At 31.8% G+C, this 25,237-nt stretch carries 19 protein-coding genes; 9 read left to right on the top strand and 10 right to left on the bottom strand.

Annotated features, from left to right (window positions below):
- Nucleotides 1–3 precede the first annotated feature (3 nt).
- Complete coding sequence (locus tag FVF61_RS00585; protein WP_148452172.1) at nucleotides 4–3,153, bottom strand: UvrD-helicase domain-containing protein; 3,150 nt, start codon at nucleotides 3,151–3,153, stop codon at nucleotides 4–6.
- 123 nt (nucleotides 3,154–3,276) lie between these two features.
- On the opposite strand from FVF61_RS00585, the gene FVF61_RS00580 reads away from it, so the two are divergent.
- On the top strand, nucleotides 3,277–3,885 hold the full coding sequence (locus tag FVF61_RS00580; protein ID WP_148452170.1) for a superoxide dismutase: 609 nt from the start codon (nucleotides 3,277–3,279) through the stop codon (nucleotides 3,883–3,885).
- 451 nt (nucleotides 3,886–4,336) lie between these two features.
- Here FVF61_RS00580 and FVF61_RS00575 read toward each other — a convergent pair whose 3' ends face one another.
- The 5 genes from FVF61_RS00575 to purN all read right to left on the bottom strand — a co-directional run bounded on the left by FVF61_RS00575 (nucleotide 4,337) and on the right by purN (nucleotide 10,050).
- A complete protein-coding gene (locus FVF61_RS00575) occupies nucleotides 4,337–6,235 on the bottom strand; it encodes an amidophosphoribosyltransferase (RefSeq protein WP_148452168.1) in 1,899 nt (632 codons plus the stop codon).
- 72 nt (nucleotides 6,236–6,307) lie between these two features.
- On the bottom strand, nucleotides 6,308–7,234 hold the full coding sequence (locus FVF61_RS00570; RefSeq protein WP_148452166.1) for a PfkB family carbohydrate kinase: 927 nt from the start codon (nucleotides 7,232–7,234) through the stop codon (nucleotides 6,308–6,310).
- Nucleotides 7,235–7,298: 64 nt separating this feature from the next.
- Complete coding sequence (locus tag FVF61_RS00565) at nucleotides 7,299–8,747, bottom strand: flavin-containing monooxygenase (RefSeq protein ID WP_148452164.1); 1,449 nt, start codon at nucleotides 8,745–8,747, stop codon at nucleotides 7,299–7,301.
- Nucleotides 8,747–9,388 carry a ribonuclease H1 domain-containing protein gene (locus FVF61_RS00560; protein ID WP_148452162.1) on the bottom strand — a complete coding sequence of 214 codons (642 nt, stop codon included), beginning with the start codon at nucleotides 9,386–9,388 and terminating at the stop codon, nucleotides 8,747–8,749. Before FVF61_RS00560 ends, FVF61_RS00565 begins: the two co-directional genes overlap by 1 nt.
- A gap of 95 nt (nucleotides 9,389–9,483) precedes the next feature.
- Nucleotides 9,484–10,050 carry a phosphoribosylglycinamide formyltransferase gene (gene purN / locus FVF61_RS00555; RefSeq protein ID WP_148452160.1) on the bottom strand — a complete coding sequence of 189 codons (567 nt, stop codon included), beginning with the start codon at nucleotides 10,048–10,050 and terminating at the stop codon, nucleotides 9,484–9,486.
- A gap of 187 nt (nucleotides 10,051–10,237) precedes the next feature.
- Between purN and FVF61_RS00550 the strand changes: the two genes are divergently transcribed.
- The 8 genes from FVF61_RS00550 to FVF61_RS00515 all read left to right on the top strand — a co-directional run bounded on the left by FVF61_RS00550 (nucleotide 10,238) and on the right by FVF61_RS00515 (nucleotide 18,131).
- A complete protein-coding gene (locus FVF61_RS00550; protein ID WP_148452158.1) occupies nucleotides 10,238–10,471 on the top strand; it encodes an acyl carrier protein in 234 nt (77 codons plus the stop codon).
- A gap of 13 nt (nucleotides 10,472–10,484) precedes the next feature.
- Nucleotides 10,485–11,735 carry a beta-ketoacyl-ACP synthase II gene (fabF, locus tag FVF61_RS00545; protein ID WP_148452156.1) on the top strand — a complete coding sequence of 417 codons (1,251 nt, stop codon included), beginning with the start codon at nucleotides 10,485–10,487 and terminating at the stop codon, nucleotides 11,733–11,735.
- Nucleotides 11,736–11,743: 8 nt separating this feature from the next.
- The gene (gene rnc / locus FVF61_RS00540; protein WP_148452154.1) at nucleotides 11,744–12,484 is read left to right on the top strand and encodes a ribonuclease III; all 741 of its coding nucleotides are present in this window, start codon (nucleotides 11,744–11,746) and stop codon (nucleotides 12,482–12,484) included.
- 99 nt (nucleotides 12,485–12,583) lie between these two features.
- Nucleotides 12,584–13,069 carry an IPExxxVDY family protein gene (locus FVF61_RS00535; RefSeq protein WP_148452152.1) on the top strand — a complete coding sequence of 162 codons (486 nt, stop codon included), beginning with the start codon at nucleotides 12,584–12,586 and terminating at the stop codon, nucleotides 13,067–13,069.
- A complete protein-coding gene (gene pyk, locus FVF61_RS00530; protein WP_148452150.1) occupies nucleotides 13,069–14,511 on the top strand; it encodes a pyruvate kinase in 1,443 nt (480 codons plus the stop codon). The genes FVF61_RS00535 and pyk overlap by 1 nt, the downstream gene beginning before the upstream one ends.
- A gap of 70 nt (nucleotides 14,512–14,581) precedes the next feature.
- Nucleotides 14,582–15,838, top strand: coding sequence for a Y-family DNA polymerase (locus FVF61_RS00525; RefSeq protein WP_148452148.1), 1,257 nt, complete (start codon nucleotides 14,582–14,584; stop codon nucleotides 15,836–15,838).
- A 7-nt stretch (nucleotides 15,839–15,845) separates the two neighbouring features.
- Nucleotides 15,846–16,286 (top strand): LexA family protein, encoded by a 441-nt coding sequence (locus FVF61_RS00520; RefSeq protein WP_148452146.1) that lies wholly within the window; start codon nucleotides 15,846–15,848, stop codon nucleotides 16,284–16,286.
- A gap of 33 nt (nucleotides 16,287–16,319) precedes the next feature.
- A complete protein-coding gene (locus tag FVF61_RS00515) occupies nucleotides 16,320–18,131 on the top strand; it encodes a sodium:solute symporter family protein (protein WP_148452144.1) in 1,812 nt (603 codons plus the stop codon).
- A gap of 50 nt (nucleotides 18,132–18,181) precedes the next feature.
- Here the strand turns inward: FVF61_RS00515 and FVF61_RS00510 are convergent, their stop codons facing one another.
- The 4 genes from FVF61_RS00510 to FVF61_RS00495 all read right to left on the bottom strand — a co-directional run bounded on the left by FVF61_RS00510 (nucleotide 18,182) and on the right by FVF61_RS00495 (nucleotide 25,220).
- Nucleotides 18,182–21,586: a T9SS sorting signal type C domain-containing protein gene (locus FVF61_RS00510; RefSeq protein WP_148452142.1), complete on the bottom strand. Its 3,405-nt coding sequence runs from the start codon at nucleotides 21,584–21,586 to the stop codon at nucleotides 18,182–18,184.
- Nucleotides 21,587–21,685: 99 nt separating this feature from the next.
- Complete coding sequence (locus FVF61_RS00505) at nucleotides 21,686–21,979, bottom strand: F0F1 ATP synthase subunit epsilon (RefSeq protein WP_148452140.1); 294 nt, start codon at nucleotides 21,977–21,979, stop codon at nucleotides 21,686–21,688.
- Nucleotides 21,980–22,015: 36 nt separating this feature from the next.
- Nucleotides 22,016–23,524 carry a F0F1 ATP synthase subunit beta gene (gene atpD, locus FVF61_RS00500; protein WP_148452138.1) on the bottom strand — a complete coding sequence of 503 codons (1,509 nt, stop codon included), beginning with the start codon at nucleotides 23,522–23,524 and terminating at the stop codon, nucleotides 22,016–22,018.
- A gap of 181 nt (nucleotides 23,525–23,705) precedes the next feature.
- A complete protein-coding gene (locus FVF61_RS00495) occupies nucleotides 23,706–25,220 on the bottom strand; it encodes an SGNH/GDSL hydrolase family protein (protein ID WP_148452136.1) in 1,515 nt (504 codons plus the stop codon).
- Nucleotides 25,221–25,237: the final 17 nt, after the last annotated feature.

The raw sequence follows: 25,237 nt of genomic DNA, 5'->3' as shown, positions 1-25,237 counted from the left end.
AATTTAAAATTCTTTTATTTGAATTCCTTCATTTATATATACAAGTATCTTTTTTATTGTTTTTATATTCATTTCTAATAGAATATTTTCATATTTATTTAATTGAATTAAATGTTTAGGATCTTCGATTCCTGTTTTGTAATCTATTATAATTGCTTGATTTTTGTTGTTTATCACTAATCTATCTAAACGAATTATCTCTCCAGATTTAGATATAATATCTCTTTCATTATATATAATTACATTATCAGAAAAATAAAGAGTTAAATCTTTGTGTAATACTATTTGAAGCACTATTTCTTTTAAAATTAAAGCTTGTTCTTTATTGATGATATTTGAAAATATAAACTCATTTATCACAAAATCTATATCAGTTTCTGTTTTAATCTGAGACATAATTTCGTGTATGAGATTCCCTTTTTCAATAGCTTCTTTTTGATGCGTATCCCATAATAAACCAGAATTAGTGACTATTTTAATATTATGTTCGTGTTTTGGAGAAGAAATAAATACTTTTTGTTCTATTGTATTTTTTGATAAAGACTTCTTTTCAGAACTTTTCTCTGGTTTTCCAAAAGTATAATAGGATTGATTGTTATTCCAAAGATTTAATTGAATTAAATAATTGATTAAGAAACCGGAATATGTTTGAGTTTTAATTTCACCTTTATTATTTACATCTTTTTTAGAAATAACAAATAGTTGTTCTACTGCTCTGGTTAATGCTACATACAAGATATTAATGTTGTCTAATTCAAGATTAGCACGTCTTCTATTATAGATTTGATTTCCTATTTCGCCAAAATTCTCAAAATCTCCTGAAAAATTTAGAAGCGAATAATTGAAACCTTGAAAATTTTCAGGATTCAATGGGAACCATTCTTTTGGTTCATTTTCTTTATAAATATCTAAATCAGCATAAGGAAAAATAACTACAGGAAACTCCAATCCTTTAGATTTGTGGATAGTCATTATTTGAACTGCTTCTTGTCCAGGTGGTAAAACAATACTTAATTTGTCTTTCTTTTTTTCATAGTATTCAATAAATCCTAATAAATCTGGCTGGGTTTTTTGGGTATATTCAAAAACTAAGTCTAATAAATATTGAATATAAGCATTGGATGTTTCTACTAAATTAAAGGATCTAATAATTGATTCAACCAATTCAAATAAAGACAATTGTAATAAATTATTAAGCTGTATATAGATATTGTATTCTTGAAGAGAAGCAAATAACACATTTAAGTTTAAATTTATGTGTTTTTCGAAAAACGCATGCTTTGCTTCAATTTGAAGAGTTTCTGCAAGATAATTAAGAACCTGAATTTTTATTTCATTATTTTTTGGTTGTAATAATAGTTTCAGAAAATGAATGGCAAATTCAACATCAGGAGAGTTTTTTAACAATAAAGTTTCAGATGAAATAAGAGGAATTTTATGTTCGTTTAAATAATCAGCAATTGCTACACCTTGTTTGTTTTTTCTAACTAGAATACAAATATCACTTAACACAAATCCGTTTTGTAAACAAAAATTAATGGTTTCAAGTGTTTTTTCAGTATAAATGGTATCAATATCATCTTCTCTATTGATATCTAAAAAATCTATGCTAACAAAACCGTTATGATTTTTGGTAATTGTTTGTTTAGCATTATTGTATATATTCTGATGAATTTCTTCGCTAAAAATAGATTCAGCCAAAAATTTAAAAAAGCTATTGTTGAAATTTATAATCTCCTGATAGCTTCTAAAATTTTGTGGTAGATTAACAATTGTTTTTTTTATTTGAAAAGGGTTAGTATTATTAAATAAATCTATAAATTGTTCTGCTTTTCCTCCACGCCATCTATAAATTGCCTGTTTGGCATCACCAACAATCATTAAGGATCCTTTTTCTGTATTTAAATTTTCTTGTGATAATTTATTGTCTATTAATGGGATTAAATTTTCCCATTGTAGAACAGATGTGTCTTGGAATTCGTCAATAAAATAATGACTGAATTTTTCACCCAAACGTTCGTAAATAAAAGGCGTTGGTTGTTCTTTTATTTCATTACTTATTAGATTATTGAATTCAGATATTAAAACTTTATTCTGTTCTATTTTAAGGGTATTTAATTCTTTGTTTATGGCATTTAAAACAGAAAGTGGAGTGATGTTTCTATAACATGCTTTTAGAAATTTTAAATTATAAACTTGTGCTTTTATAGTTTTATAAAAAACTTCAATTTCTGGCAATATTTGTTCAATTGTATTAGCTATAGACGCTTCTAAAGTTTTATTGTAGATGCCAGTTCTGTTAGAGATATTCTCCTCAAGTTTATTATCATAAAGACTATTTAATTCTAAATTTGAAGCCTTTTTAAAATGGTTTGGAAGTGTGCTTCTTGAAAAGTCTTTAAATTCGAGACCTGCTTCATCAATTAATGTTAATGTTTTTTGAGCAATTTTAACTATAGAATTTTCAGTTTGAACAATTTCTTGTTTTAAAAATATTTTAAAACTCTTAAAATCTTCAAGTGTTTTGTTTTTTATAGCATTTATAAATGGAATTTCATTTTCATTTATAAGTAGTTTAGAAACTTTATAAAAGTCGTAAGAAACATCCCAACTTTTATCATCATCTGTTTTTTCAATTGCAAAATCAATTAAAACTTTAGTTAGTTCTTTATCTGTTCCAGCTTTTGCAATTAATCTATCTACAGCTTCAGTTAATAGGACTTCTTGATCTAATTCTACTTCAAAATTTAATGGTAATTTTAAATCGTATGCAAATGTTCTTATTATTTTATGAGTAAATCCATCAATGGTAGAAATATCAAAAAAAGCATAATTATAAACAATGGTGTTTAATAAAGTTTTCGATTTTTCATGAACCGCTAAAGGAGTCATTTGTAATTCGCTACAAATCATTTGGAACATATCATTAGGATGTTCTAAAATAGTTTGAGACGAAAAAGATTTTAACGTATCTATAATACGATCTTTCATCTCACTAGCAGCCTTGTTAGTAAAGGTAATAGCAAGTATGTGTTTAAATTTGTCGTTAAAAGGAGACTTGATAATAATCTTTAGATATTCTTTAACTAGCGAAAATGTTTTTCCACTACCTGCTGAAGCATTATAGACTAAAAAAGAACTCTGACCATTCATGAAGTAAAATTTTACACAAGATAAAAACTATCGATGATTTGATAGGTATTTATTATTTTTAATTGCTATGATTTATCCGTAAATTTGAAAGAATTAATTATTAACACTAAAAAATTAAATATTATGGCTTTCGAATTACCGAAATTAAAATATGCATATGATGCTTTAGAGCCTCATATAGATGCTCGTACAATGGAAATACATCATTCAAAACACCACCAAGGATATACAAATAATTTAAATAATGCGATAGCAGGTTCTGATTTAGAAGGAAAATCTATAGAGAACATACTTACTAATTTAGATATGAACAATAAAGCTGTTAGAAATAATGGTGGAGGGTTTTATAATCATTCTTTATTTTGGGACGTAATGAATCCAGAAGGGAAAGGTTATTTATCTGGAGAACTAAAAGATGCTATTATTGCAGCTTATGGTTCAGTAGATGCTTTTAAAGATGCATTTAGTAAAGCTGCAGCAACACAATTTGGTTCTGGTTGGGCATGGTTATGTGTGCATAAAGGAGGAAAAGTAGAAGTTTGCTCTACACCTAATCAAGACAATCCATTAATGCCTGGAGTTACTTGTGGAGGAACTCCAATTTTAGGGTTAGATGTTTGGGAACATGCATATTATTTAAATTATCAAAATAGAAGACCAGATTATATTAATGCATTTTTTAATGTAATTAATTGGAATGAAGTTGAAAGAAGATATGCTGAAGCAAAATAAGTTAAAACTTATAAAATGAATTTGAGAAGCAAACTTTTAGGTTTGCTTTTTTTTGTTTGAAAATGAAAAAAGGTGAACGAGAGTTCACCTTTTTTGCCCCAAATCTACCATAAACTTAACCTACTTATGTTATGGTAACAACAAATATATGATTGTTATTTTAGATTAAAGAAAATTAATAGATAAACTACTTAAATATTAGTCTAAAAGAGTTATTAATAAGAGATTAAGTAAAACTTTTGTTATTGAAGTAGAAATATAAAAATAAAAAAAGGCGAACGAGAGTTCACCTTTTTTTGCCCCAAATCTACCATGAACTTAACCTACTTATGTTATGGTGAGTCTAAAGTAGTTTTATTTTATTTATTTTTTTTATATATTAGATGAAATGCAAATATTTCAGATAAAAGCACGTATTTGTTAGATAAAACGTTAAAAATTAAGATCTTATCTAATATGCTCGTTCTTTATTTCCTTCGTAAAAATTAATAAAAGCTCTGTTTACAACTCTGTTACCTCCAACGGTTGGATAGTTACCAGTAAAATACCAATCGCCTAAATTTTTCGGACAAGCTTTATGTAAATTATCTATGGGTTGGAAAATAGTTTCTACTTTAGCGTTTACAGTTTCATCACAAATTAATTCTGCAATTTTGTTTGAAATAGCATCAGCAGTAAATTCTGAATATAATTCTTTAACAAAATTCCTTACATCTTTATCTTCTAGATTTTCTTGTGCTTTACATTTTTCGTAAACTTCTCTAACTAAATGATACTTATTGTTCTCTTCTAATAATTCTAACATAGCACGAAAAGCAATTAAATCTTCCAGTCTAGCCATATCAATTCCATAACAATCTGGATAACGAATTTGAGGAGCAGATGAAACTACAATTATTTTTTTAGGATGTAATCTATCCATCATTTTAATAATACTCTTTTTTAGAGTTGTTCCTCTTACAATACTATCGTCAATAATAACTAGATTATCGGTTGGTTTAATTACTCCATAAGTCACATCATAAACATGTGCAACTAAATCATCTCTACTACTATCTTCAGTAATAAAAGTTCTTAGTTTAACATCTTTAATGGCTATTTTTTCAATTCTAGGTCTTTCGTTTAATATGTCTTTAACTCTTTCTGCAGATAAGCCTCCTTTGCCATCCAAAATAGCTTGTGTTTTTCTTTTATTAAGAAAATCTTCAACAGTTTCTATCATTCCAAAAAATGAAGTTTCAGCTGTATTTGGAATATAAGAAAACACGGTATTTTTAGTGTCATTTTCAATAGCTTCTAGAACTTTTGGCATAAGTAATTTGCCCAGTTTTTTTCTTTCTTGATAAATTTCTGCATCACTTCCTCTTGAAAAATAAATACGTTCAAAAGAACACGCTTTACGCTCTAAGGGTTCAATGATTTTTTTAATTGAAACTTCTCCAGATTTTTTTGTGATAATAGCGTGTCCAGGTTCTAGTTCTTTTACATCATCAAAATCTACATTAAATACAGTTTGAATTACTGGACGTTCTGAAGCTACTACTACAACTTCATCATCTTTGTAATAATATGCTGGTCTAATACCTGCTGGATCTCTTAAAACAAAAGCATCTCCATGACCTAAAAGCCCAGCCATAGCATAACCTCCATCCCAGTTTTTTGATGCACGTTTTAATATTTTTGCCACATTAAGGCGGTCTGCAATTAAAGGAGAGCATTCATTTTTACTATAACCTTCTTTTTTTAATTGTTTATATTTTTTTGCTACTGCATCATCTAAAAAATGACCAATTTTTTCCATAATGGTTATAGTATCAGCCTTTTCTTTAGGATGTTGCCCAATTCTTACCAAACCATCAAATAACTCATTAACATTAGTCATGTTAAAGTTTCCGGCAACTATTAAATTTCTGTGCATCCAATTATTTTGCCTTAAAAAAGGATGAACATTTTCTACGCTGTTTTTGCCAAATGTTCCATACCTAACATGGCCAAGAAGGACTTCACCAATATAAGGAAGATGCTTTTTTTGAAGAGCTACATCCTCTTTAAATTCAGGATGTTCTAACATTTCTTTATTAATTCTGTCGTTTATTTGGGCAAAAATATCCTGAATAGGTTGTTGAGCAATAGAGCGTACTCGACTTATATAACGATCTCCAGGATTGGTGTCTAATTTAATACTGGCAAAACCTGCACCATCTTGACCTCGATTGTGCTGTTTTTCCATCATTAAATACATTTTATTCACTCCGTAAAAAGCTGTGCCATATTTTTCCTTATAAAACTCTAGAGGTTTTAAAAGTCTAATTTGTGCAATACCACATTCGTGTTTTAAAGCGTCGCTCATTGTAAGTTATATTGTTTGTTGTAGTTGTTGTTTTAAAAATCAAAAAACGCGCTCAATTTAGAGCGCGTTGGTTTATGTTAATTCTATATCGAATTGTGTTAAACTCTTAAATTGCTCTAAGCGTTGATGTACTTCATTACTTTTCAAATCAGTCATACGTTCTGTACCAAATTTTTCTACACAAAAGGAGGCTAAAGTTGATCCGTAAATTACAGCATTCTTCATGTTTTCAAAAGAAACGTCTTCAGTTTTTGCTAAATATCCTGCAAACCCACCAGCAAAGGTATCTCCAGCTCCAGTTGGATCAAAAACTTCTTCTAATGGTAAAGCAGGTGCATAAAACACGTTGTCATCATGAAATAATAAGGCACCATGTTCTCCCTTCTTAATCACCACATATTTTGGACCCATTTCATGAATTTTTCTTGCAGCAACTACTAATGAATATTCATGAGTTAATTGTCTAGCTTCTTCATCATTTATGGTTATAACATCAACTTTTTTAATAACATTATGAAGTTCTTCCAGTGCACAATCCATCCAAAAGTTCATAGTGTCTAAAATAACGAGCTTTGGTTTTGTCTCCATTTGTTCTAATACACCCAATTGGACGATAGGATGTAAATTTCCTAACATAACTACTTCAGCATTTTTATAATCTGAAGGGACTACTGGATTAAAATCGGCTAAAACATTTAGTTCTGTTGCTAAAGTATCGCGAGTGTTCATATCGTTATGATACTTTCCACTCCAAAAAAATGTTTTACCTTCTTTAATTATTTCTACTCCAGAAATATCAATGTTTTTATTTGAAAGCAAGTCTAAATATTCCTGAGGAAAATCTCCTCCAACAACAGATACAACTGCTGCATCAACATTAAATTGTGATGCTGCTAAACCAATAAAGGTAGCTGCGCCACCAAGAATTTTATCGGTTTTCCCGAAAGGTGTTTCAATAGCATCAAAGGCTACGGTACCAACAATAACTAATTTGCTCATAAAGCGTTATAAAATTTGCTGCAAATATAAGTCTTTTAGATACAAATTCAGCAATATATTTTGTTTAGTAAAAATGAGTTTGCTTATGATTGACTTTGTCAATTCGCAACATATTGTAATCTAAAATATAGTTTTGATATACGCGCCATGGAGCCTTATCACCTTGACTTGGTAATTCATTTTTTGCCCTATGGATGTATCCTGAATTCAAATTGAGCAAGGGTGTTGATTTCAAATTTTTGTTTTTAACAACAGGCTCAATAATTTGATAATCGTTTTTATCCATGTACATTAAAACTCTTGAGATATATTCACTGGTCAGGTCGCTTTTTAGCGTCCAAGAAGCATTTGTATATCCTACAAAGATAAATAGGTTAGGAATGTTGCTAAGCATGCACCCTTTGTAAACAAATGATTTTGAAAAGTCAATGGATTGGTCATCTAAATACATTTTAACACCACCAAAAGGTAAAATTTTAAGGCCTGTAGCGCTAATTATGATATCTGCTTTAAGTGTTTTCCCAGATTTTAACAAAATACCTTCTTTGGTAAAATGTTCAATATGTTCTGTTTCAACGGAAGCTTTTCCTTCTCTAATAACCTTAAATAAATCACCATCTGGAGCTAAGCAAAAGCGTTGTTCCCATGGGTTATAGTTAGGTGTAAAATGAGGAGAAACTGGAAAATCACCTAAGGCTTTTTTGGCTTTCTTGACAAGGAAATTCTTCATGGTTTTAGGCCATTTTCTGCAAGAGTTGAAAAACAACATATCTAACAACACGTTTTTAAAACGAATTAATTTATGTGCTGTTTTTTTTGGAAATACAAATTTAATAAACCTTGCTACACCATCCTTATTTGGTAAAGCACCAATATAAGTAGGAGACCTCTGAAGCATTGTAACATGAGCTACATCTTCGGCAATTTCTGGAACAATGGTTACTGCAGTTGCTCCACTTCCTATAACCACCACATTCTTATTTTTATAATCAAAATCTTTTGGCCATTTTTGAGGGTGTACAAACTTACCTGTAAAGTTTTCAATGCCTTTGTATTTTGGTGTATAACCATGGTCATAATTATAGTATCCACTACAGTTAAAAATAAATTGCGATTGATATATAATCTCCTGATTAGTTGACGTATCTAAAGCAGTTACTGTCCAAATTTTTAATTTAGAATTAAAGTTGTAAGAGATTACTTTTTTATCATAAACAATATGATCTTTAACATTGTACTCATTAACGGCTTCATTTAAGTAATTTAAAATGGAAGGAGCGTCTGCAAAAGATTTTGCTGCATCCCAAGTCTTAAATGAGTAGCCAAAAGTGTACATATCTGAATCTGAACGAATCCCTGGATACTTGAATAAGTCCCAAGTGCCTCCAAGGGCTTTTCTTGATTCAAGAATGACGTAAGACTTATTTGGATTTTTTCTTGTAAGGTGACAAGCTGCGCCAATGCCTGATAATCCAGCGCCAACTATTATGATGTCTGTGAATTTATTATGCATTATTTTCTTCCAAAATCAGCTGGAATTTCTCCCCATGCTTTGGTTTCCCACTTTACTATGGTTGTTTTATAACTATTTGTATTAAGCCAGTTTACTGCTCGATCAACTAAATCATAAACAGGTTTGTTTTTTTCGTTACGTTCTAATTTAGAATTGCATGTTTTTTTACGTACCCAACTCATGGCAGTTTTAGAATCTGTGTAAATAATTCGATCACTATCGTGTTTTTTTAGAAAGCTTAATCCATGAACTAAAGCTAAGAATTCTCCTAAATTATTAGTTCCTTCAGCAAAAGGCCCTTGAATAAAGAGTTGCTTTTTGGATTTTGTATCCACACCTCGATATTCCATTATCCCAGGATTACCACTAGAAGCTGCATCCACTGAAATAGAATGATAATTAGGCTGACCTATTTTTTTAAGTTGCTCTTCTGATAGGCTAGAAGTGAATTTTTTAGATTTCCCAATATAATCTTTATAATTACCTTTTAAAGCTTTTTTAGCAGCATCAAAAGTTTCAAAAGATTTGTATTGCGCACCTTCAAAGTCTTTTATTTGTGCCTTACAATCATCCCAAGTTTCAAAAACTCCTGTATGTTTGCCTTTCCAAACGGTGTAATATTTTTTCTTTTTTTTTGACATCTTTAGTTTGTGCGTAATTAGAAATCTTTTTTCTCATTCTGAATAAAATGAAGAATCTATAGAAGATGCTTCGACAAGCTCAGCATGACATTCAATTAATTTTTTAGTAACCTATCTACCACTTTTGGGAAGTGCTCCATTTCTAATTCATGAATTTTTGCAGCAACATTTTCAGCAGTATCTGTATGTGAAACTTCACAAGTAGCTTGAAATATAATAGCTCCTTCATCATAATTCTCATTCACAAAATGTATGGTAATACCAGTCTCTACTTCTTTGTTAGCCACTACAGCTTCATGAACAAAATGTCCATACATGCCTTTTCCACCATATTTTGGTAATAACGCAGGATGTATATTAATGACCTTATTTGGAAATTCTTTTAAAATGAATTCTGGAAATTTCCATAAAAACCCAGCTAATATTATTAAATCTGGATTATTAGATTTTAGTAAGTTTAAGACATCTTTAGTTTTTGTAAAAGCTATTTTATTGAAAGATAAAGCGCTAACGTTTAGTTTTTTTGCTCGATCCAAAACTTTGGCATGAGGATTGTTGGTCAATACCTGAATAACAGAAGCATGATCTCTGTTGTGAAAAAACTTAATTAAATTTTCAGCATTAGTTCCACTTCCGGACGCAAAAATTACAATACGTTTCATTTACAGACTAAGATGTTTATAGATTATTCAGACAAAAAAAAGAATAAAAATTAACAATTAGAAGTCAAAATTGAAATACTTCAAGGTTATTTTAGTAAATTACCAACACATTTTTAGATTAAAGGTGTGTTTTAAAAATAAAGTTTTTTATTTTTGCCAACTAATTAAAACTTAAAATTAAAAGATTATGTCAGACATTGCATCAAGAGTAAAAGCGATTATCGTAGACAAATTAGGTGTTGATGAAAACGAAGTTGTTATTGAAGCTAGCTTCACAAACGATTTAGGAGCAGATTCATTAGACACTGTAGAATTAATAATGGAATTCGAAAAAGAATTTGATATCCAAATTCCAGATGATCAAGCTGAAAATATTGCGACAGTTGGTCAAGCTATCTCTTATATAGAAGCAGCAAAATAATTCACACAAATTTATGGAATTAAAGCGAGTTGTAATTACTGGTTTAGGCGCACTAACACCTATAGGCAATACCAAAGACGAATATTGGGAAGCTCTAATAAGTGGAAAAAGTGGAGCTGCACCAATAACCTATTTTGATACTGAAAAGTTCAAAACGAAATTCGCTTGTGAATTAAAAAACTTTAACGCAACCGATTTTCTTGATAGAAAAGAAGCACGTAAAATGGATCGATTTACGCAGTATGCTATGGTCGCTTCTGATGAAGCCATTGCAGATGCTAAATTAGATTTAGATGCTATTAATAAATTAAGAGTAGGAGTTATTTGGGGAGCAGGAATTGGAGGTCTGGAAACATTTCAAGAAGAAGTTTTAAACTTTGCTGAAGGAGATGGAACACCAAGATTTAATCCGTTCTTTATTCCTAAAATGATTGCAGATATTGCGCCTGGTAACATATCTATTAAGCATGGGTTTATGGGACCAAATTATACAACTGTATCTGCGTGTGCTTCATCTGCTAACGCTATGATTGATGCTTTAAACTATATACGTTTAGGGCATTGTGATGTTGTTGTTACTGGTGGAAGTGAAGCAGCTGTAACCATTGCTGGAATGGGTGGATTCAATGCCATGCATGCCTTATCGACAAGAAACGAAAGCCCAGAAACAGCTTCTAGACCTTTTGACGCAACCAGAGATGGTTTTGTCTTAGGAGAAGGAGCAGGAGCTATTATTCTTGAAGATTACGAACATGCTAAAGCAAGAGGCGCAAAAATATATGCAGAAGTGCTTGGAGGAGGATTATCTTCTGATGCTTATCATATGACAGCTCCTCATCCAGATGGTATTGGAGTTATTGCTGTAATGAAAAATTGTTTAGAAAATGCAGGTGTAAAACCAGAAGAGGTTGATCATATCAACACTCATGGTACTTCAACACCTTTAGGAGATGTTGCTGAATTAAAAGCTATTTCTGAAGTGTTTGGAGATCATGCAAAAAACATCAATATTAACTCAACAAAATCTATGACTGGTCATTTGTTAGGAGCTGCAGGAGCAATAGAGTCTATTGCTGCTATATTAGCTATGGAACATGGTATGGTTCCACCTACAATTAACCATGAATTTGTTGATGAAAATATTGATCCTGAACTAAATTTAACATTAAACAAAGCTCAAAAAAGAAACGTTAAAGTTGCCATGAGTAATACCTTTGGTTTTGGTGGACACAATGCCTGCGTATTATTCAAAAAATTAGATTAAACTAGCGAATGAAAAACATTCGAAACATATTAAATTCCCGTTCAAAAATTGACGGGAATTTTTTTGTGTCAATGAATAAAATTCTAGGCTTCAAACCTAAATCTTTAAAATTTTATAAAACGGCATTTACACATCGTTCTATGAATATTAAAGATAGTCAAGGTAATACTATAAATTACGAAAGACTAGAGTTTTTAGGAGATGCCATGTTAGGTGCTGTTATTGCTTCTCACTTATACATTGAAGTACCAAGTGGTGATGAAGGATATCTAACCAAAATGCGCTCTAAAATTGTAAGTAGAGAACATTTAAACGAGTTAGGTAGAGATTTAAATCTAATAAGTTTAGTTGAAAGTAAAATTCCAAAGGGACAATTTGGAGATAATATTCATGGCAATCTATTTGAAGCATTAATAGGTGCTATTTTTCTTGATAAAGGATATAAATATTGCGAGAAATTTATCTACAAAAAAGTTATTATCCCTTATGTAGATATAGAGCAGTTGGAAGGAAAAGTTATAAGCTATAAAAGCTTACTTATTGAATGGTGTCAAAAAGAAAAGAAAACCTTCGACTATAATGTTTATGAGGATACTGGAAACGATGATGTTAGGCATTTTTCAGTAAAACTATCCATCAATGACAAGGTAGTTTCTAAAGCTAGAGCAACTTCAAAAAAGAAAGCAGAAGAGAAAGCATCAAAACGTGCTTTTTTTGTGTTTCAAAAACAAATCTCTAAAGATTTCTAGTTTTTTCATATTACTTAAAAATTACATTACTGTTAAGATTAAATAAAACCTAATATTAATAAAAAGGATATGTCTTATATTTACAAAACAATGTAATTTATGGCAATTAAGAAACTTAGTTTAGAAGATTTTTTTGAAGAAGCAAGCTTCACTCTTATAGGCATACACACATCTATTGAAGACTACAGACTTGCTTATTTAATAAATTCTAAACTAAATATCAATTTAAAACGAAGAAGAAAAGATTTAGATTTTAATAATAATTCCTACTATTCAATATTTGAATGGGAGGATAATAAACAACTAGTAACCTGGAATTTGGTTTCTAATATTTGTAAAATAGAAACAACAAATAAGGCAATAGGAAATAGCTTGTTTAAAGACAATAGTAAGTTAACAGAAACTTTTTACTTACTGCCAGAACATAAAAAAATAAACTTTTTACTTAAAATAAACGACGAACAATTAAGTCCAAAAAGAAGTCATAGAATTATAAATAATATTCAAGATATTGCACATATTGTTACAGCTTATCAAGTAGATATAGATCAACTTAAATCAAAAAACAATTTAATTTTTAATTAATGTTAAAAAGAAAAAAAACCAAAATTGTTGCCACTTTAGGACCAGCAACTAGCACAAAAGAAATATTAAAAGGTATGCTAGATGAGGGAGTAAATGTGTTTAGAATAAACTTTTCTCATGCAGATTATAACGATGTTAAAGAGCGAATTAAAATAATTCGCGAATTAAATGAAGAATTTGATTACAATGCTGCTATTCTAGCCGATTTACAAGGGCCAAAACTTCGAGTTGGAACCATGAAAGGAGAGGTTTTTGTTAATGAAGGCGATGAAATTGTTTTTGCAACAGGAAAACGTTTTGAAGGAACTAAACAAAGAGTTTACATGACCTATGATAGATTCCCTCAAGATGCAAAACCAGGAGAAACGATCCTATTAGATGATGGAAAATTAATTTTTGAAGTTATATCTACAGATAAAAAAAGCGAGGTAAAAGCAAAAGTAATACAAGGAGGTCCTTTGCGTTCTAAAAAAGGAGTAAACTTACCAAACACAAATATTTCGCAACCTGCACTTACAGAAAAAGATATTGAAGATGCATTATTTGCAATAGAGCAAAAAGTAGATTGGATGGCCTTGTCTTTTGTAAGACACGCTGAAGATTTAATGCAATTAGAGGAGTTAATTAAAACACATAGCGATCATAAAATTCCAATTATTGCTAAAATTGAAAAGCCAGAAGCTGTAGAAAATATTGATAAAATTGTAGCTTATTGCGATGGATTAATGGTAGCTCGAGGCGATTTAGGTGTGGAAATTCCTGCAGAAGAAGTTCCGTTAATTCAAAAGAAATTAGTGTTAAGAGCCAAACAAGCAAGAATTCCGGTAATTATTGCTACACAAATGATGGAAACCATGATTTCTAGCTTAACACCAACACGTGCAGAAGTAAACGATGTAGCCAATTCAGTTATGGACGGAGCAGATGCGGTTATGTTATCTGGAGAAACTTCCGTTGGTAGTTATCCAGTTCAAGTTATTAGACAAATGTCTAATATTATTAAAAGTGTTGAAGATTCATCTTTAATAAAAGTACCACAGATACCTCCACATATTCGTACTAAAAGGTACATCACAAAATCTATTTGTTATCATGCTGCAAATATGGCAAATGAAATTGACGCTAAAGCTATTTCAACTTTAACTAATAGTGGTTATACAGCTTTCCAAATTTCTGCTTGGAGACCAAGTGCACATATTTTAGTGTTTACTTCTAATAGACGTATATTAACACAATTAAATCTTCTTTGGGGAGTAAAGGCATTTTATTACGACAAGTTTGTAAGTACAGACGAAACCATTGAAGATGTAAATGCCATAGCCTGTAAAAAAGGATATTTAGAAACTGGAGATATGCTTGTTAGTTTAGCAGCTATGCCAATTCAAGCAAAAGGGATGGTAAATACTTTGCGAGTAACTGAAATTACTAGCTGTAGCTTATAACAAAAAAGAATGTTTAAAAGTTGTTGGAATCCATTAAAAATAAAATGGAATATTCAATATCTTTAAAACCATGTATGCTCTTGTAGATTGCAATAACTTTTATGCCTCTTGCGAACGTGTTTTTAATCCAAGTTTACGCAATAAACCCATTGCTATTTTAAGTAATAACGATGGTTGTGTGATTGCGCGAAGTGACGAAGCTAAAACACTTGGCTTACCAATGGGAGCACCAGCTTTTAAACATAAAAAGTTTTTTGAAGACCACAACATTCAGGTCTTCTCTTCAAATTATCCTCTTTATGGAGACATGAGTAGTCGTGTGATGAGTATTTTAATGCAGTTTACTCCAGATATGGAAGTGTATAGTATAGACGAAGCTTTCTTGCAATTTAAAGGGTTCGATAATTATAATTTTAAAGATTACGGAACTCAAATTAGAAAACGCATTTTAAAATGGACAGGCATTCCAACTTGTGTAGGTATAGCACCAACAAAAGCCTTAAGCAAAGTAGCCAATAAAATAGCGCGTAAATTTCCAGATGAAACAAGAGGTGTTTATGTTATAGATTCAGATAAAAAACGAATCAAAGCACTTAAATGGCTTAAAATTGAAGATGTTTGGGGAATTGGTAGAGCCTTACAAAAACGCTTGAAACAAAAGCACATTAATACAGCCTATCAGTTTACAGAGCTTTCCGATGAGTGGGTTAGAAAAAATTTCTCTATAACCGAGTGGCGTTTAAAGAAAGATCTAGAAGGTATTCCAACTTTGCAATTAGATGAAATAGCATCTAAAAAGGCCATTGCAACTACAAGAAGTTTTGAATATACTTTTTCAGATATCGATAATATTAAAGAACGTGTGTCAACCTTTGCAACCAGTTGTGCAGAGAAATTACGAAAACAGAAAAGTAGTTGCCATGTTATTTTAATAACTTTAAGTAGTGATACCCATAGAAAAGAGCAACCACAACATCGTGCAAGTAGAATGATAAAGTTACCCTTTGCAACAGATTCTTCACTTGTTATAAGCACTGAAGCAGTAAAATCAGTAAACACTATATTTAAAAAAGGTATAAAATACAAACGTGCTGGTGTTATAGTGATGGGATTAGTTCCTACTTTTAATCATCAACTTCATTTATTTCAACACGAAAACCCAAAGCACAAACCTTTAATGGATACAATAGATAAACTTAATACAAAGTATGGCGATTACAAATTGAAACTAGCAAACCAAGACTTAAAGCGTACTTGGAAAATGCGTCAGGAACGATTATCGCCAAGATATACAACCAATATAAATGAGATTCTAAAAGTGAAATAAACATACCATGATACGACATATAAATAAAACCCTAACCTTTTTCACTCCTGATTTTTCAGAGCATTCTGAAACCGTTTTTTTCGACACAGGGATTTCTGCTGGATTTCCTTCACCAGCTGAAGATTTTAAAGAAGAACGTCTTTCTTTAGATAACATCTTGGTAAAAAATAAATTAGCCACATTCTATGCTCGTGTTAGTGGACAAAGTATGATAGATGCAGGATTAGACGATAACGATTTATTAGTAATCGATAGAAGTCTAGAGCCAGCACACAATAGAATAGCTGTATGTTTCTTGGATGGAGAATTTACCGTAAAACGTTTACGTGTCGAAAAAGATGGTGTCTGGTTACAACCAGAAAACCCTAACTACGAGCCTATACAAATTACCGAAGAAAACGATTTTGTTATTTGGGGCATAGTAACCAATGTCATTAAAAAAGTATAACTTAGAAATCTAAAAAGGAAACACTACAAACTTATGGTAGAATTATCTTCGCTTGATGTTATTTTAATTATTGTATTTTTTGCTATAACACTATTTATAGGTGTTTACGTTTCTAAACAATCTGGGAAAAGTGCAGCCGAATATTTTCTTTCTGGAAGAAATATGCCTTGGTGGTTATTAGGCGTTTCTATGGTAGCAACTACTTTTTCTACTGATACACCTAACTTGGTAACAGACATTGTAAGAACCAATGGTGTATCAGGAAACTGGGTTTGGTGGGCTTTTTTGTTGACAGGACTTTTAACCGTTTTTGTGTATGCTAAGTTATGGCGAAAATCTAATGTTAATACAGATATAGAATTCTATGAATTGCGTTATGGTGGAGCTCCTGCACGTTTTTTAAGGGGTTTTCGTGCCATTTATTTAGGGATTATATTTAACATTCTTGCTATGTCTGCTGTTACATTAGCTGCAATAAAAATTGGCGCCATTATGTTAGGCTTACAGCCATGGGAAACGGTTATTTATGCAGGAACTATAACTGTTATATTTAGTGCTTTAGGAGGTTTTAAAGGTGTTGTTTATACAGACTTTATTTTGTTTTTTACAGCTATGGCTGGAGCTTTAGGTGCTGCTTATTACTTAGTAGGCTTGCCAGAAGTAGGTGGATTAGACGCATTACTTCAACATGAAAACGTAGTAGATAAACTAAACATTTTACCAGATTTCAGCAATACCGAAGCGCTTATTACTTTATTGATTATTCCATTGGCTGTACAATGGTGGAGTTCGTGGTATCCTGGAGCAGAGCCTGGAGGTGGAGGTTATATAGCGCAACGTATGTTGGCAGCAAAAAACGAAAATCATGCCATAGGCGCAACGTTCTTTTTTAACATCATGCATTATGCCTTACGTCCATGGCCATGGATTATAGTGGCTTTAGCTTCGTTAGTTGTTTTTCCAGATATAGCAAGTATTCATGAAGCTTTTCCTTTAGTGGCAGAAGATAAATTAGGCCATGATTTAGCATATTCAGCTATGTTGACTAAATTACCAAGTGGTTTGCTGGGATTGGTTTTGGCTTCACTAGTAGCTGCTTATATGAGTACCATTTCCACACATTTAAATTGGGGAGCATCTTATATAGTAAACGATTTCTACAATCAACAGATCAACAGAAATGCATCAGAAAAGCAGTTAGTTGCAGTAGGAAGAATGGCTACTGTAGTTTTAATGGTTTGTAGTGCTTTATTAGCTTTAGTCCTTACAAATGCTTTACAGCTATTTGATATTATCTTAATGTTTGGAGCTGGAACAGGCTTGATTTTTATTTTGCGTTGGTTTTGGTGGCGTATTAATGCTTGGAGTGAAATATCAGCCATGTTTGTTTCCGGAATAGTTTCAATACTATTAAATTTTACTGAATTAGGAACTTACTTTTTTGGAACGGATGGACTTTTACCGTCTTGGGCAAAATTTCCAATAATTGTATTATTTACGACTATTGTTTGGGTATCTGTAACGTTTTTAACTCAAGCTGAAAGCAAATTGGTTTTACAGAAGTTCTATAAAAAGATACAACCAGGTGGTCCAGGTTGGCAAAAAATTGTTTCGGAAGCTAGAGAGGAAAATATTGAATTGGTAAATAACAAAGAAGGATGGTCTGTGCCTTCTGGAATTTTAGCAATGCTGGTTGGTTGTGCTCTAATCTATAGTGCGATGTTTGCAACAGGTTATTTTATTTATGGCGAATACATAAATGCATTTTTATTAACTGGATCTGCTATAATTTTTGGATTTTTACTTATAAAACTCTGGAAAAAGATTAAAGTAAATGTCTTATAAAAAAAGCCATACTTTTTGTATGGCTTTTTTGTTTAGATTAAATTCTTCCATTAAAATAAAATCTTTCTATTCTCAATAGAATTATTATTTAAAGTAATTTTCATTATTAATATAGCATTCGATTTCTTAATAGACTTGATATTAAATGTATTGTTATTAATATTGTCTTCTTCGAATAATTGTCTTCCTAAAATATCATAAACAACAATGCTTTTAATAGATTCTTTTTTAGAATGGACTTCTATATATTCATTACCTTGAATAGTGATACCATTTGTACTTTCTTGATTCTCTATTATGGAGAGGGGATCAGATATTAACTGGATATCATCTAAAGCAATATCAGATTCAAAACCAGAACCAGTAATTCCTCTAAAACGTAATTTAATGGTTTTTCCATTATATGGTGTTAAATCTGCAGTTGCAATAAGCCATTGATTTCCTTGTTCTCCTGAAATAGCTGTAATAATATCTTCTTGCCAAATTCCATCTACAAAAGCGTCTAGATGTAAACTACCCATATTTTCTCCTAACATATAGTAGGCAAATGTTAAATCATAAATCTGATCAATTATCATACAAGAGCTTTCTAAGATTCCAGTTTGACCAAAACAACTAGATGCTTCTAAATAGGCATAATTACCAATAGAAGTTCCAGGATTATAATCAACAGTTGGACCAGTACCAATAGAGGGAGTGCCTCCTTCATCTACTCTCCAATCAATATTATCCTCATTTCCGTTTGATAAATTAGTCCAGAAGTTTGAAGACAATGTACAAGAAGTTGTTTCACAATCTGATGCAGTTCCACATAAGGCTTCAGCTTCAAAATCTATATTAAAACTTGTAGCTCCAGCTCCAGGATATATATTAATATAATCTACTTTTGTAGTTGTGTTTGAACCATTGACATTTGTAGCTGTTAATTCAACAGTATATGTTCCTGAATCTGTAAAAGATACTTCAGGGTTTTGTGAAGTTGCTGATGTAGCATTTATAAAATTATAAGTTTCTGGAGTAATACTCCAATTCCAAGATGTTGGGTTGTAATCTGAATTATCCGTTAATATAAAATCTGAGTCAACACATCCTTCTATAGAGCTTATATTAAAACATGCTGTTGGAGCTACATTTCCAGGATCTTTTAAATCACTTATCCAAAGTCCTTGTCCATACGTAGCAGCATATAACTTGCTATTACAATCTGTAGTATTTGAATGAATTTCTAACTCTGTAATCTCTAAATTTGATAAGCCAGTATAAAAAGGAGTCCAATCTGAAAGGGTGTTATCTTTATAATAAACACCAACATCCATTCCTACATACATAGCTTCAATAGGACTTGAAGCATCAATAACAATCGTATTTAATGAAATATTTGGTAAAGTTCCTGATACATCTGTCCAGCTATTTCCAGCGTCTATAGATTCGTAAATGTTATTTCCTAAGGCAATAAATAAATGATTTTCGTCTGTAGGATCAATCTCAATATCTTTTGCTTCAGAATTTGAAGGCAAGTTTGCAGTTAAGTTTGTCCATGTTGGTGTTGCTGATAAAGCATTGTTTGAAAAATAGAATTTATTAGTTCCATTTCTTGAAACGTACATGACATTACTATTAGAAGGAGCAATGGCTAAATCGACCATATTTGAAGTGCCTCCAAAATTTGAAATTCGTGTCCAAACTATTGCGTTTGTTGCAGGAGATTTAACATCGTCTGAACGCCAAACATTGTCATATCCAGCAAACATTCTAGCAGAATTGTTTGGATCTAGTTTATATGGAGTTACCCAAGCACCAGTTTCGTTTATACCATTTACGCCATCTTCAGCAATGGTAGAAAATGATAACCCTCCATTTGTTGAACGTCGAATATCACCATAATATAATGCTCCATACATAAAAGCATCATCTGTAGGATCTATAATACATTCCATACCATCTCCACCTATTTCAGTACTGAAAATAGAACCTCTATTTATAGCTGTCCCATTATCTTGGTATCCATTAATTACTGTACCTTCTGTCATTTGAGATACACCAATTTTATACACTTGAGCAATTGCTAAACCACTACTAATGTCATTCCAGATAATACCATTATCTGACGAATAATATATTCCACCATCATTTCCACTATATATTTCGTTAGTGTAAGGTGAAAATTCTAATACATGTTGATCAGCATGGACACCATCTGTTGGTCCACTAGGACCTACCCAATAAGAACTTATTGTCATATTAGCTCCACCATCTACAGATTTCCATATATTAATTCCTCCTGTATAAATAATATTAGCATTTGTTGGATCGGCAGCGATAACTAAATCGTACCAAGCCTGGCTGTTAGAGTCAGAACCATCTGTTTCATAACCTAAAATATTTGGAGTAGCTGTCCTAGTTGAATAACTTACACCACTATCTATAGAACGATATACTCCCATTAAACCATTACCATTCCCTGCAATTAAGTAAACCCAATTTGATTGATTAGGTGATACAGCTAAAGCAATTCTTTGCGCATTATTGGGTACACCATTCGTAACTTGAGAGAATGAAACCCCTCCATTTGTTGAGATATCAACAGTAGTTCCAGATGCATAAATAGTATTAGAATCACCAGGTTTAAATGCAATATCTTTCATTGAAGAACTAGTAGAAGTAAATGTCCAATTTAAACCAGCATCTATACTTTTATAAATTCGAGAACCATTTGTTGAAGCAACTAGAATATCTGAATTAGAAGGATTCATAAGAATTTCATAAACTGTTCTATTTCCCATTCCAGTATTACTACTAGTCCAGGTAAGTCCTCCATCTGTACTTTTGTAAACACCATAACCTGGAGCATCTCCACCATCTTTATCTCCAGTTCCAAGATATATAATATCAGGATTTGTTGGATGAATTACAATGCTAGAAATACCTAAACGAACAAGACCATTAGAGAATTCTTCCCAAGTAATTCCTCCATCTGTGGATTTCCAGAATCCTCCAGAAGGTGCACCAACGAATATTGTATTTGATTCTGTTGGGTGAAATGCAATACAACTTACTCGACCATTTCCATTTAATTGTCCAGTTCCATTATCTGGTAAAACTATTGGCCCTACTAGTTCCCAATTCCCAGAATTTGTTGAATAACCTCTATTTAAAGTATTTGATTGTGAATTTTTATAACGTGTTATTTCATTTAAAACATGACCTTCACTTGGAAAATTTCCATTTTCATCTACTCTGTTTTCCCAATAGTACTCCCATCTTTTAAATTGTTTAATTCCTCTTCCTTTTGGAATTTTATTGGTATTAATAACATTTTTTTGATAATATTTTTGAAAATCCTTTTTTATGTCATTGAAATTAGCATTTCTATCAAACATCATGTTTTGCCAATTTTCTTGAGAAAAAGAGCAAAAGGAAAGTAATAATATTAAAGCAAGTAGTTTATTTTTCATAGATTTTGATTTGGTTAGAATAAAACAAATATGATATAAAAAAATAAACTCTGCAAATTGCAGAGTTTATAATTATTTAATATGTAGAGTATTAACTGTTTAGTCAGCTAGTACAATTACTTTATTATCTTTCATTTCAATTGTACCAGATTTAATCTTTAGAGTTAAGATTTTATCGTCGTCATTATGAGGAATAACTTCTGCATGTAATTCATCAAATACTAAATGACTTTGAGTATGAGTATGAATTTTTACAGTTCCTTCTTTTAAAAGAGATACAATAGGAGCGTGATCTTTTAACATTTCAAACTCACCATTAACTCCAGGCACAACTACAGAATCTACTTCTGAACTAAATAGGGTTGCTTCTGGTGATACAATTTCTAAATACATAATTTGATAATTGTCAATTGATAATTATTAATTGAATTATGCCTCTGCAAGCATTTTCTCTCCAGCTTCAATGGCTTCTTCAATAGAACCTTTAAGGTTAAACGCTGCTTCAGGTAAGTGATCTAATTCACCATCCATAATCATGTTAAATCCTTTGATTGTTTCCTTAATATCTACTAAAACACCAGGAATACCAGTAAACTGTTCTGCTACGTGGAATGGTTGTGATAAGAAACGTTGTACACGTCTTGCTCTAGATACAGCTAGTTTATCTTCTTCAGATAATTCTTCCATACCAAGAATGGCAATAATATCTTGTAATTCTTTATAACGTTGTAATAACTCTTTTACGTTTTGTGCACAGTTGTAATGATCTTTTCCTAAAATATCAGCAGTAAGAATTCTTGACGTAGAATCTAATGGATCCACAGCAGGATAAATACCTAACTCTGCAATTTTACGAGATAATACGGTTGTAGCATCTAAGTGGGCAAATGTAGTTGCAGGTGCAGGATCCGTTAAATCATCTGCAGGTACGTAAACCGCTTGTACAGATGTAATAGATCCTCTTTTTGTTGAAGTAATACGTTCTTGCATTGCACCCATTTCAGTTGCTAATGTTGGTTGGTAACCTACAGCAGAAGGCATACGGCCAAGTAATGCAGATACCTCAGAACCAGCTTGTGTAAAACGGAAAATGTTATCTACGAAGAAAAGTACATCTTTTCCCTGACCTTCACCTGCTCCATCACGGAAATATTCAGCAATTGTTAAACCAGATAAGGCCACACGAGCACGAGCTCCAGGAGGCTCATTCATTTGTCCAAATACGAAAGTAGCTTTAGATTCTTTCATTACTGATTTATCAACTTTAGATAAATCCCATCCACCTTCTTCCATAGAATGCATGAAATCTTTTCCATAACGGATAATTCCAGACTCTAACATTTCACGAAGTAAATCGTTTCCTTCACGAGTTCTTTCACCAACTCCTGCGAATACAGAAAGACCACCATGACCTTTTGCAATATTGTTAATCAACTCTTGAATTAATACTGTTTTACCAACACCAGCACCACCAAATAGACCAATTTTACCTCCTTTTGCGTAAGGTTCAATTAAATCGATGACTTTAATACCAGTAAATAAAACTTCAGTAGACGTTGATAAATCTTCAAATTTAGGTGCTTGTCTGTGAATTGGTAATCCAGCTTCACCAGCTTTAGGTAAATCACCTAAACCATCAATTGCATCTCCAATTACATTGAAAAGACGACCATATACATCATTACCAATTGGCATTTGTATTGGAGCTCCAGTAGCATGAACTTCAGTTCCTCTACTTAAACCATCCGATGAATCCATAGCAATAGTACGAACAGTATCTTCACCAATGTGAGATTGTACTTCTAATACTAAAATAGAACCATCAGGTCTTCTAATTTCTAATGAATCGTAAATTTTTGGAAGTTCAGCTCCTGCTCCGAATTCTACATCGATTACTGGACCTACTATTTGTGCAACTTTACCTGTAACTTTAGACATTACTATTATGTTTAATTATTTGCTAAATTTTTTATTAAGAAAAACACCTAGTTTTTCGCGCTGCAAATATATGAGTTTTAATTTAAAAATAATAGCTATTTTTTCGCCTTTTTTATTCATAAAAAACGCCTTCTTCCAAAGTGTTGGAAGAAGGCGTTGAATAATTGTATTTTAATCTATATTATTGAAGTGTAGGACTGTAATTTGTTGGATATTCCCCACAATCTACAAAATTACCCGAAGCTTCAAAGTTAGAACCATAAGTGGCATCAATTGCTCTCATCATCTCGTTAGCCATAACTGAATAACCTCTAGAAGTAAGATGGATACCATCTAAACTAACTAAACCACCCCTAACTAGAACAGTATTTAATATATAATTTCCAGATTCAATACCAGTAGTAGATGCTTGTTGTAAGATTCCTTTAAAATCAACTAAAGCCAATCCATTTGCTGTAGCAACAGATTCTATAGTTGCATTATATGCATCTGTAGCTATTCTTATAGCCTGTTGTTCTTCTGGGGTTAACACCCATTTGTCTGCTAAAGGAATTGCTACCCCATTAACTGTAAGTGGGTTTCCAGGCACAGCTTCTGTTCCTATAAAATTCATTGCAGGTAATACAATTAAATCATCAGCAGTTGCTTGTCTCATGCTTACTAATTGTGGATTGATTCCAGTTAAATCTGTTAAATCTTCATCCAAAATTACAGCAGCATTCGTTTCAGATGCTTCAAACATAATAGTTCTTTGTGCAATTTCTGCATCAGCATCTTCTTGAGAGATTGCTCCAATCCCAACTAAATAGGCAAATGCTTGAACAATTCCACCATTATAAGCAGCATAAGCACCATTTACTACAGCAGCAGTCCCAGCATCTAAAGGAATAGGATTATATGTAACAGTTGTAAAATGAGGTAAACTAGTAATGTAAGGAACATTTGTTACAACTCCTTTAGCACCATTTAGCACTAAGGCATCAACTGCAGCATTAAATGCAGTAGCAAATACTATCGGGTCTGTAATATCATTAACTCCATAGGTAGCTGGATTATAATTACCTGTTTGGTCAACACCAGTTCCACCAGAAGTTGCATAAGATAATACGTCGTTTCCACCTATTTCAGATAAAGTGAAAAATGTTGGGTTTTGAGCTACTGCATCTACCATTACACTGGCCATTGGGTTAGATGCCATACGCCCAAAATAAGGGTTTGCAAATCCATATCCTTCAACACCTAAATGAAAACTTTTTGCTCCAGGAACACCCATGTTATTAAAAGTACCACCCAATACAGTAGTTGCTTCAGTTGTTGGAGTTGCTGGTAAACCAGCAGGTCCTGAGCCATTAAAATATAATCTTGGTGCATAACTACCATCAGGCATTTGCATCCCATTAAATAGTAGTCCACCTATATTATCATTCATAAGTGGTTGTGTAAAACTTCCACCACCTAACATGTCAAATTTTTGCGATAAAATATTTGGAAAAGAATTTTCTTGTGTAGCAATAAATAAGGCATTGTCTGAAAAACCAGCAGTAAAAGATGCTCCAACAGCTACGTAATTAGAAAAATCTGCATCTCCAGCAGTTAATGGAGGTAAGGTTTCTGTTGTTGAAGATGAATCATCATCGTTATTACAAGCTGCAAAACTTAAAAGAACAGCAAGTAACCATATATATTTTGTTTTCATAATAATTTGTTTCATGT

Origin of the sequence: Xanthomarina maritima, assembly GCF_008084905.1 — a bacterium.
In the GTDB taxonomy this organism is placed as follows: domain Bacteria; phylum Bacteroidota; class Bacteroidia; order Flavobacteriales; family Flavobacteriaceae; genus Xanthomarina; species Xanthomarina maritima.
The sequence above is the reverse complement of the archived record's forward strand: the minus strand, read 5'-3'. Positions and strand labels throughout refer to the sequence as shown.

Coding starts and splice junctions, on each gene's coding strand:
- FVF61_RS00585 (WP_148452172.1), bottom strand. CDS start 3,153: ATGAATGGTCAGAGTTCTTTTTTAGTCTATAATGCTTCAGCAGGTAGT.
- FVF61_RS00580 (WP_148452170.1), top strand. CDS start 3,277: ATGGCTTTCGAATTACCGAAATTAAAATATGCATATGATGCTTTAGAG.
- FVF61_RS00575 (WP_148452168.1), bottom strand. CDS start 6,235: ATGAGCGACGCTTTAAAACACGAATGTGGTATTGCACAAATTAGACTT.
- FVF61_RS00570 (WP_148452166.1), bottom strand. CDS start 7,234: ATGAGCAAATTAGTTATTGTTGGTACCGTAGCCTTTGATGCTATTGAA.
- FVF61_RS00565 (WP_148452164.1), bottom strand. CDS start 8,747: ATGCATAATAAATTCACAGACATCATAATAGTTGGCGCTGGATTATCA.
- FVF61_RS00560 (WP_148452162.1), bottom strand. CDS start 9,388: ATGTCAAAAAAAAAGAAAAAATATTACACCGTTTGGAAAGGCAAACAT.
- purN (WP_148452160.1), bottom strand. CDS start 10,050: ATGAAACGTATTGTAATTTTTGCGTCCGGAAGTGGAACTAATGCTGAA.
- FVF61_RS00550 (WP_148452158.1), top strand. CDS start 10,238: ATGTCAGACATTGCATCAAGAGTAAAAGCGATTATCGTAGACAAATTA.
- fabF (WP_148452156.1), top strand. CDS start 10,485: ATGGAATTAAAGCGAGTTGTAATTACTGGTTTAGGCGCACTAACACCT.
- rnc (WP_148452154.1), top strand. CDS start 11,744: ATGAAAAACATTCGAAACATATTAAATTCCCGTTCAAAAATTGACGGG.
- FVF61_RS00535 (WP_148452152.1), top strand. CDS start 12,584: ATGGCAATTAAGAAACTTAGTTTAGAAGATTTTTTTGAAGAAGCAAGC.
- pyk (WP_148452150.1), top strand. CDS start 13,069: ATGTTAAAAAGAAAAAAAACCAAAATTGTTGCCACTTTAGGACCAGCA.
- FVF61_RS00525 (WP_148452148.1), top strand. CDS start 14,582: ATGTATGCTCTTGTAGATTGCAATAACTTTTATGCCTCTTGCGAACGT.
- FVF61_RS00520 (WP_148452146.1), top strand. CDS start 15,846: ATGATACGACATATAAATAAAACCCTAACCTTTTTCACTCCTGATTTT.
- FVF61_RS00515 (WP_148452144.1), top strand. CDS start 16,320: ATGGTAGAATTATCTTCGCTTGATGTTATTTTAATTATTGTATTTTTT.
- FVF61_RS00510 (WP_148452142.1), bottom strand. CDS start 21,586: ATGAAAAATAAACTACTTGCTTTAATATTATTACTTTCCTTTTGCTCT.
- FVF61_RS00505 (WP_148452140.1), bottom strand. CDS start 21,979: ATGTATTTAGAAATTGTATCACCAGAAGCAACCCTATTTAGTTCAGAA.
- atpD (WP_148452138.1), bottom strand. CDS start 23,524: ATGTCTAAAGTTACAGGTAAAGTTGCACAAATAGTAGGTCCAGTAATC.
- FVF61_RS00495 (WP_148452136.1), bottom strand. CDS start 25,220: ATGAAAACAAAATATATATGGTTACTTGCTGTTCTTTTAAGTTTTGCA.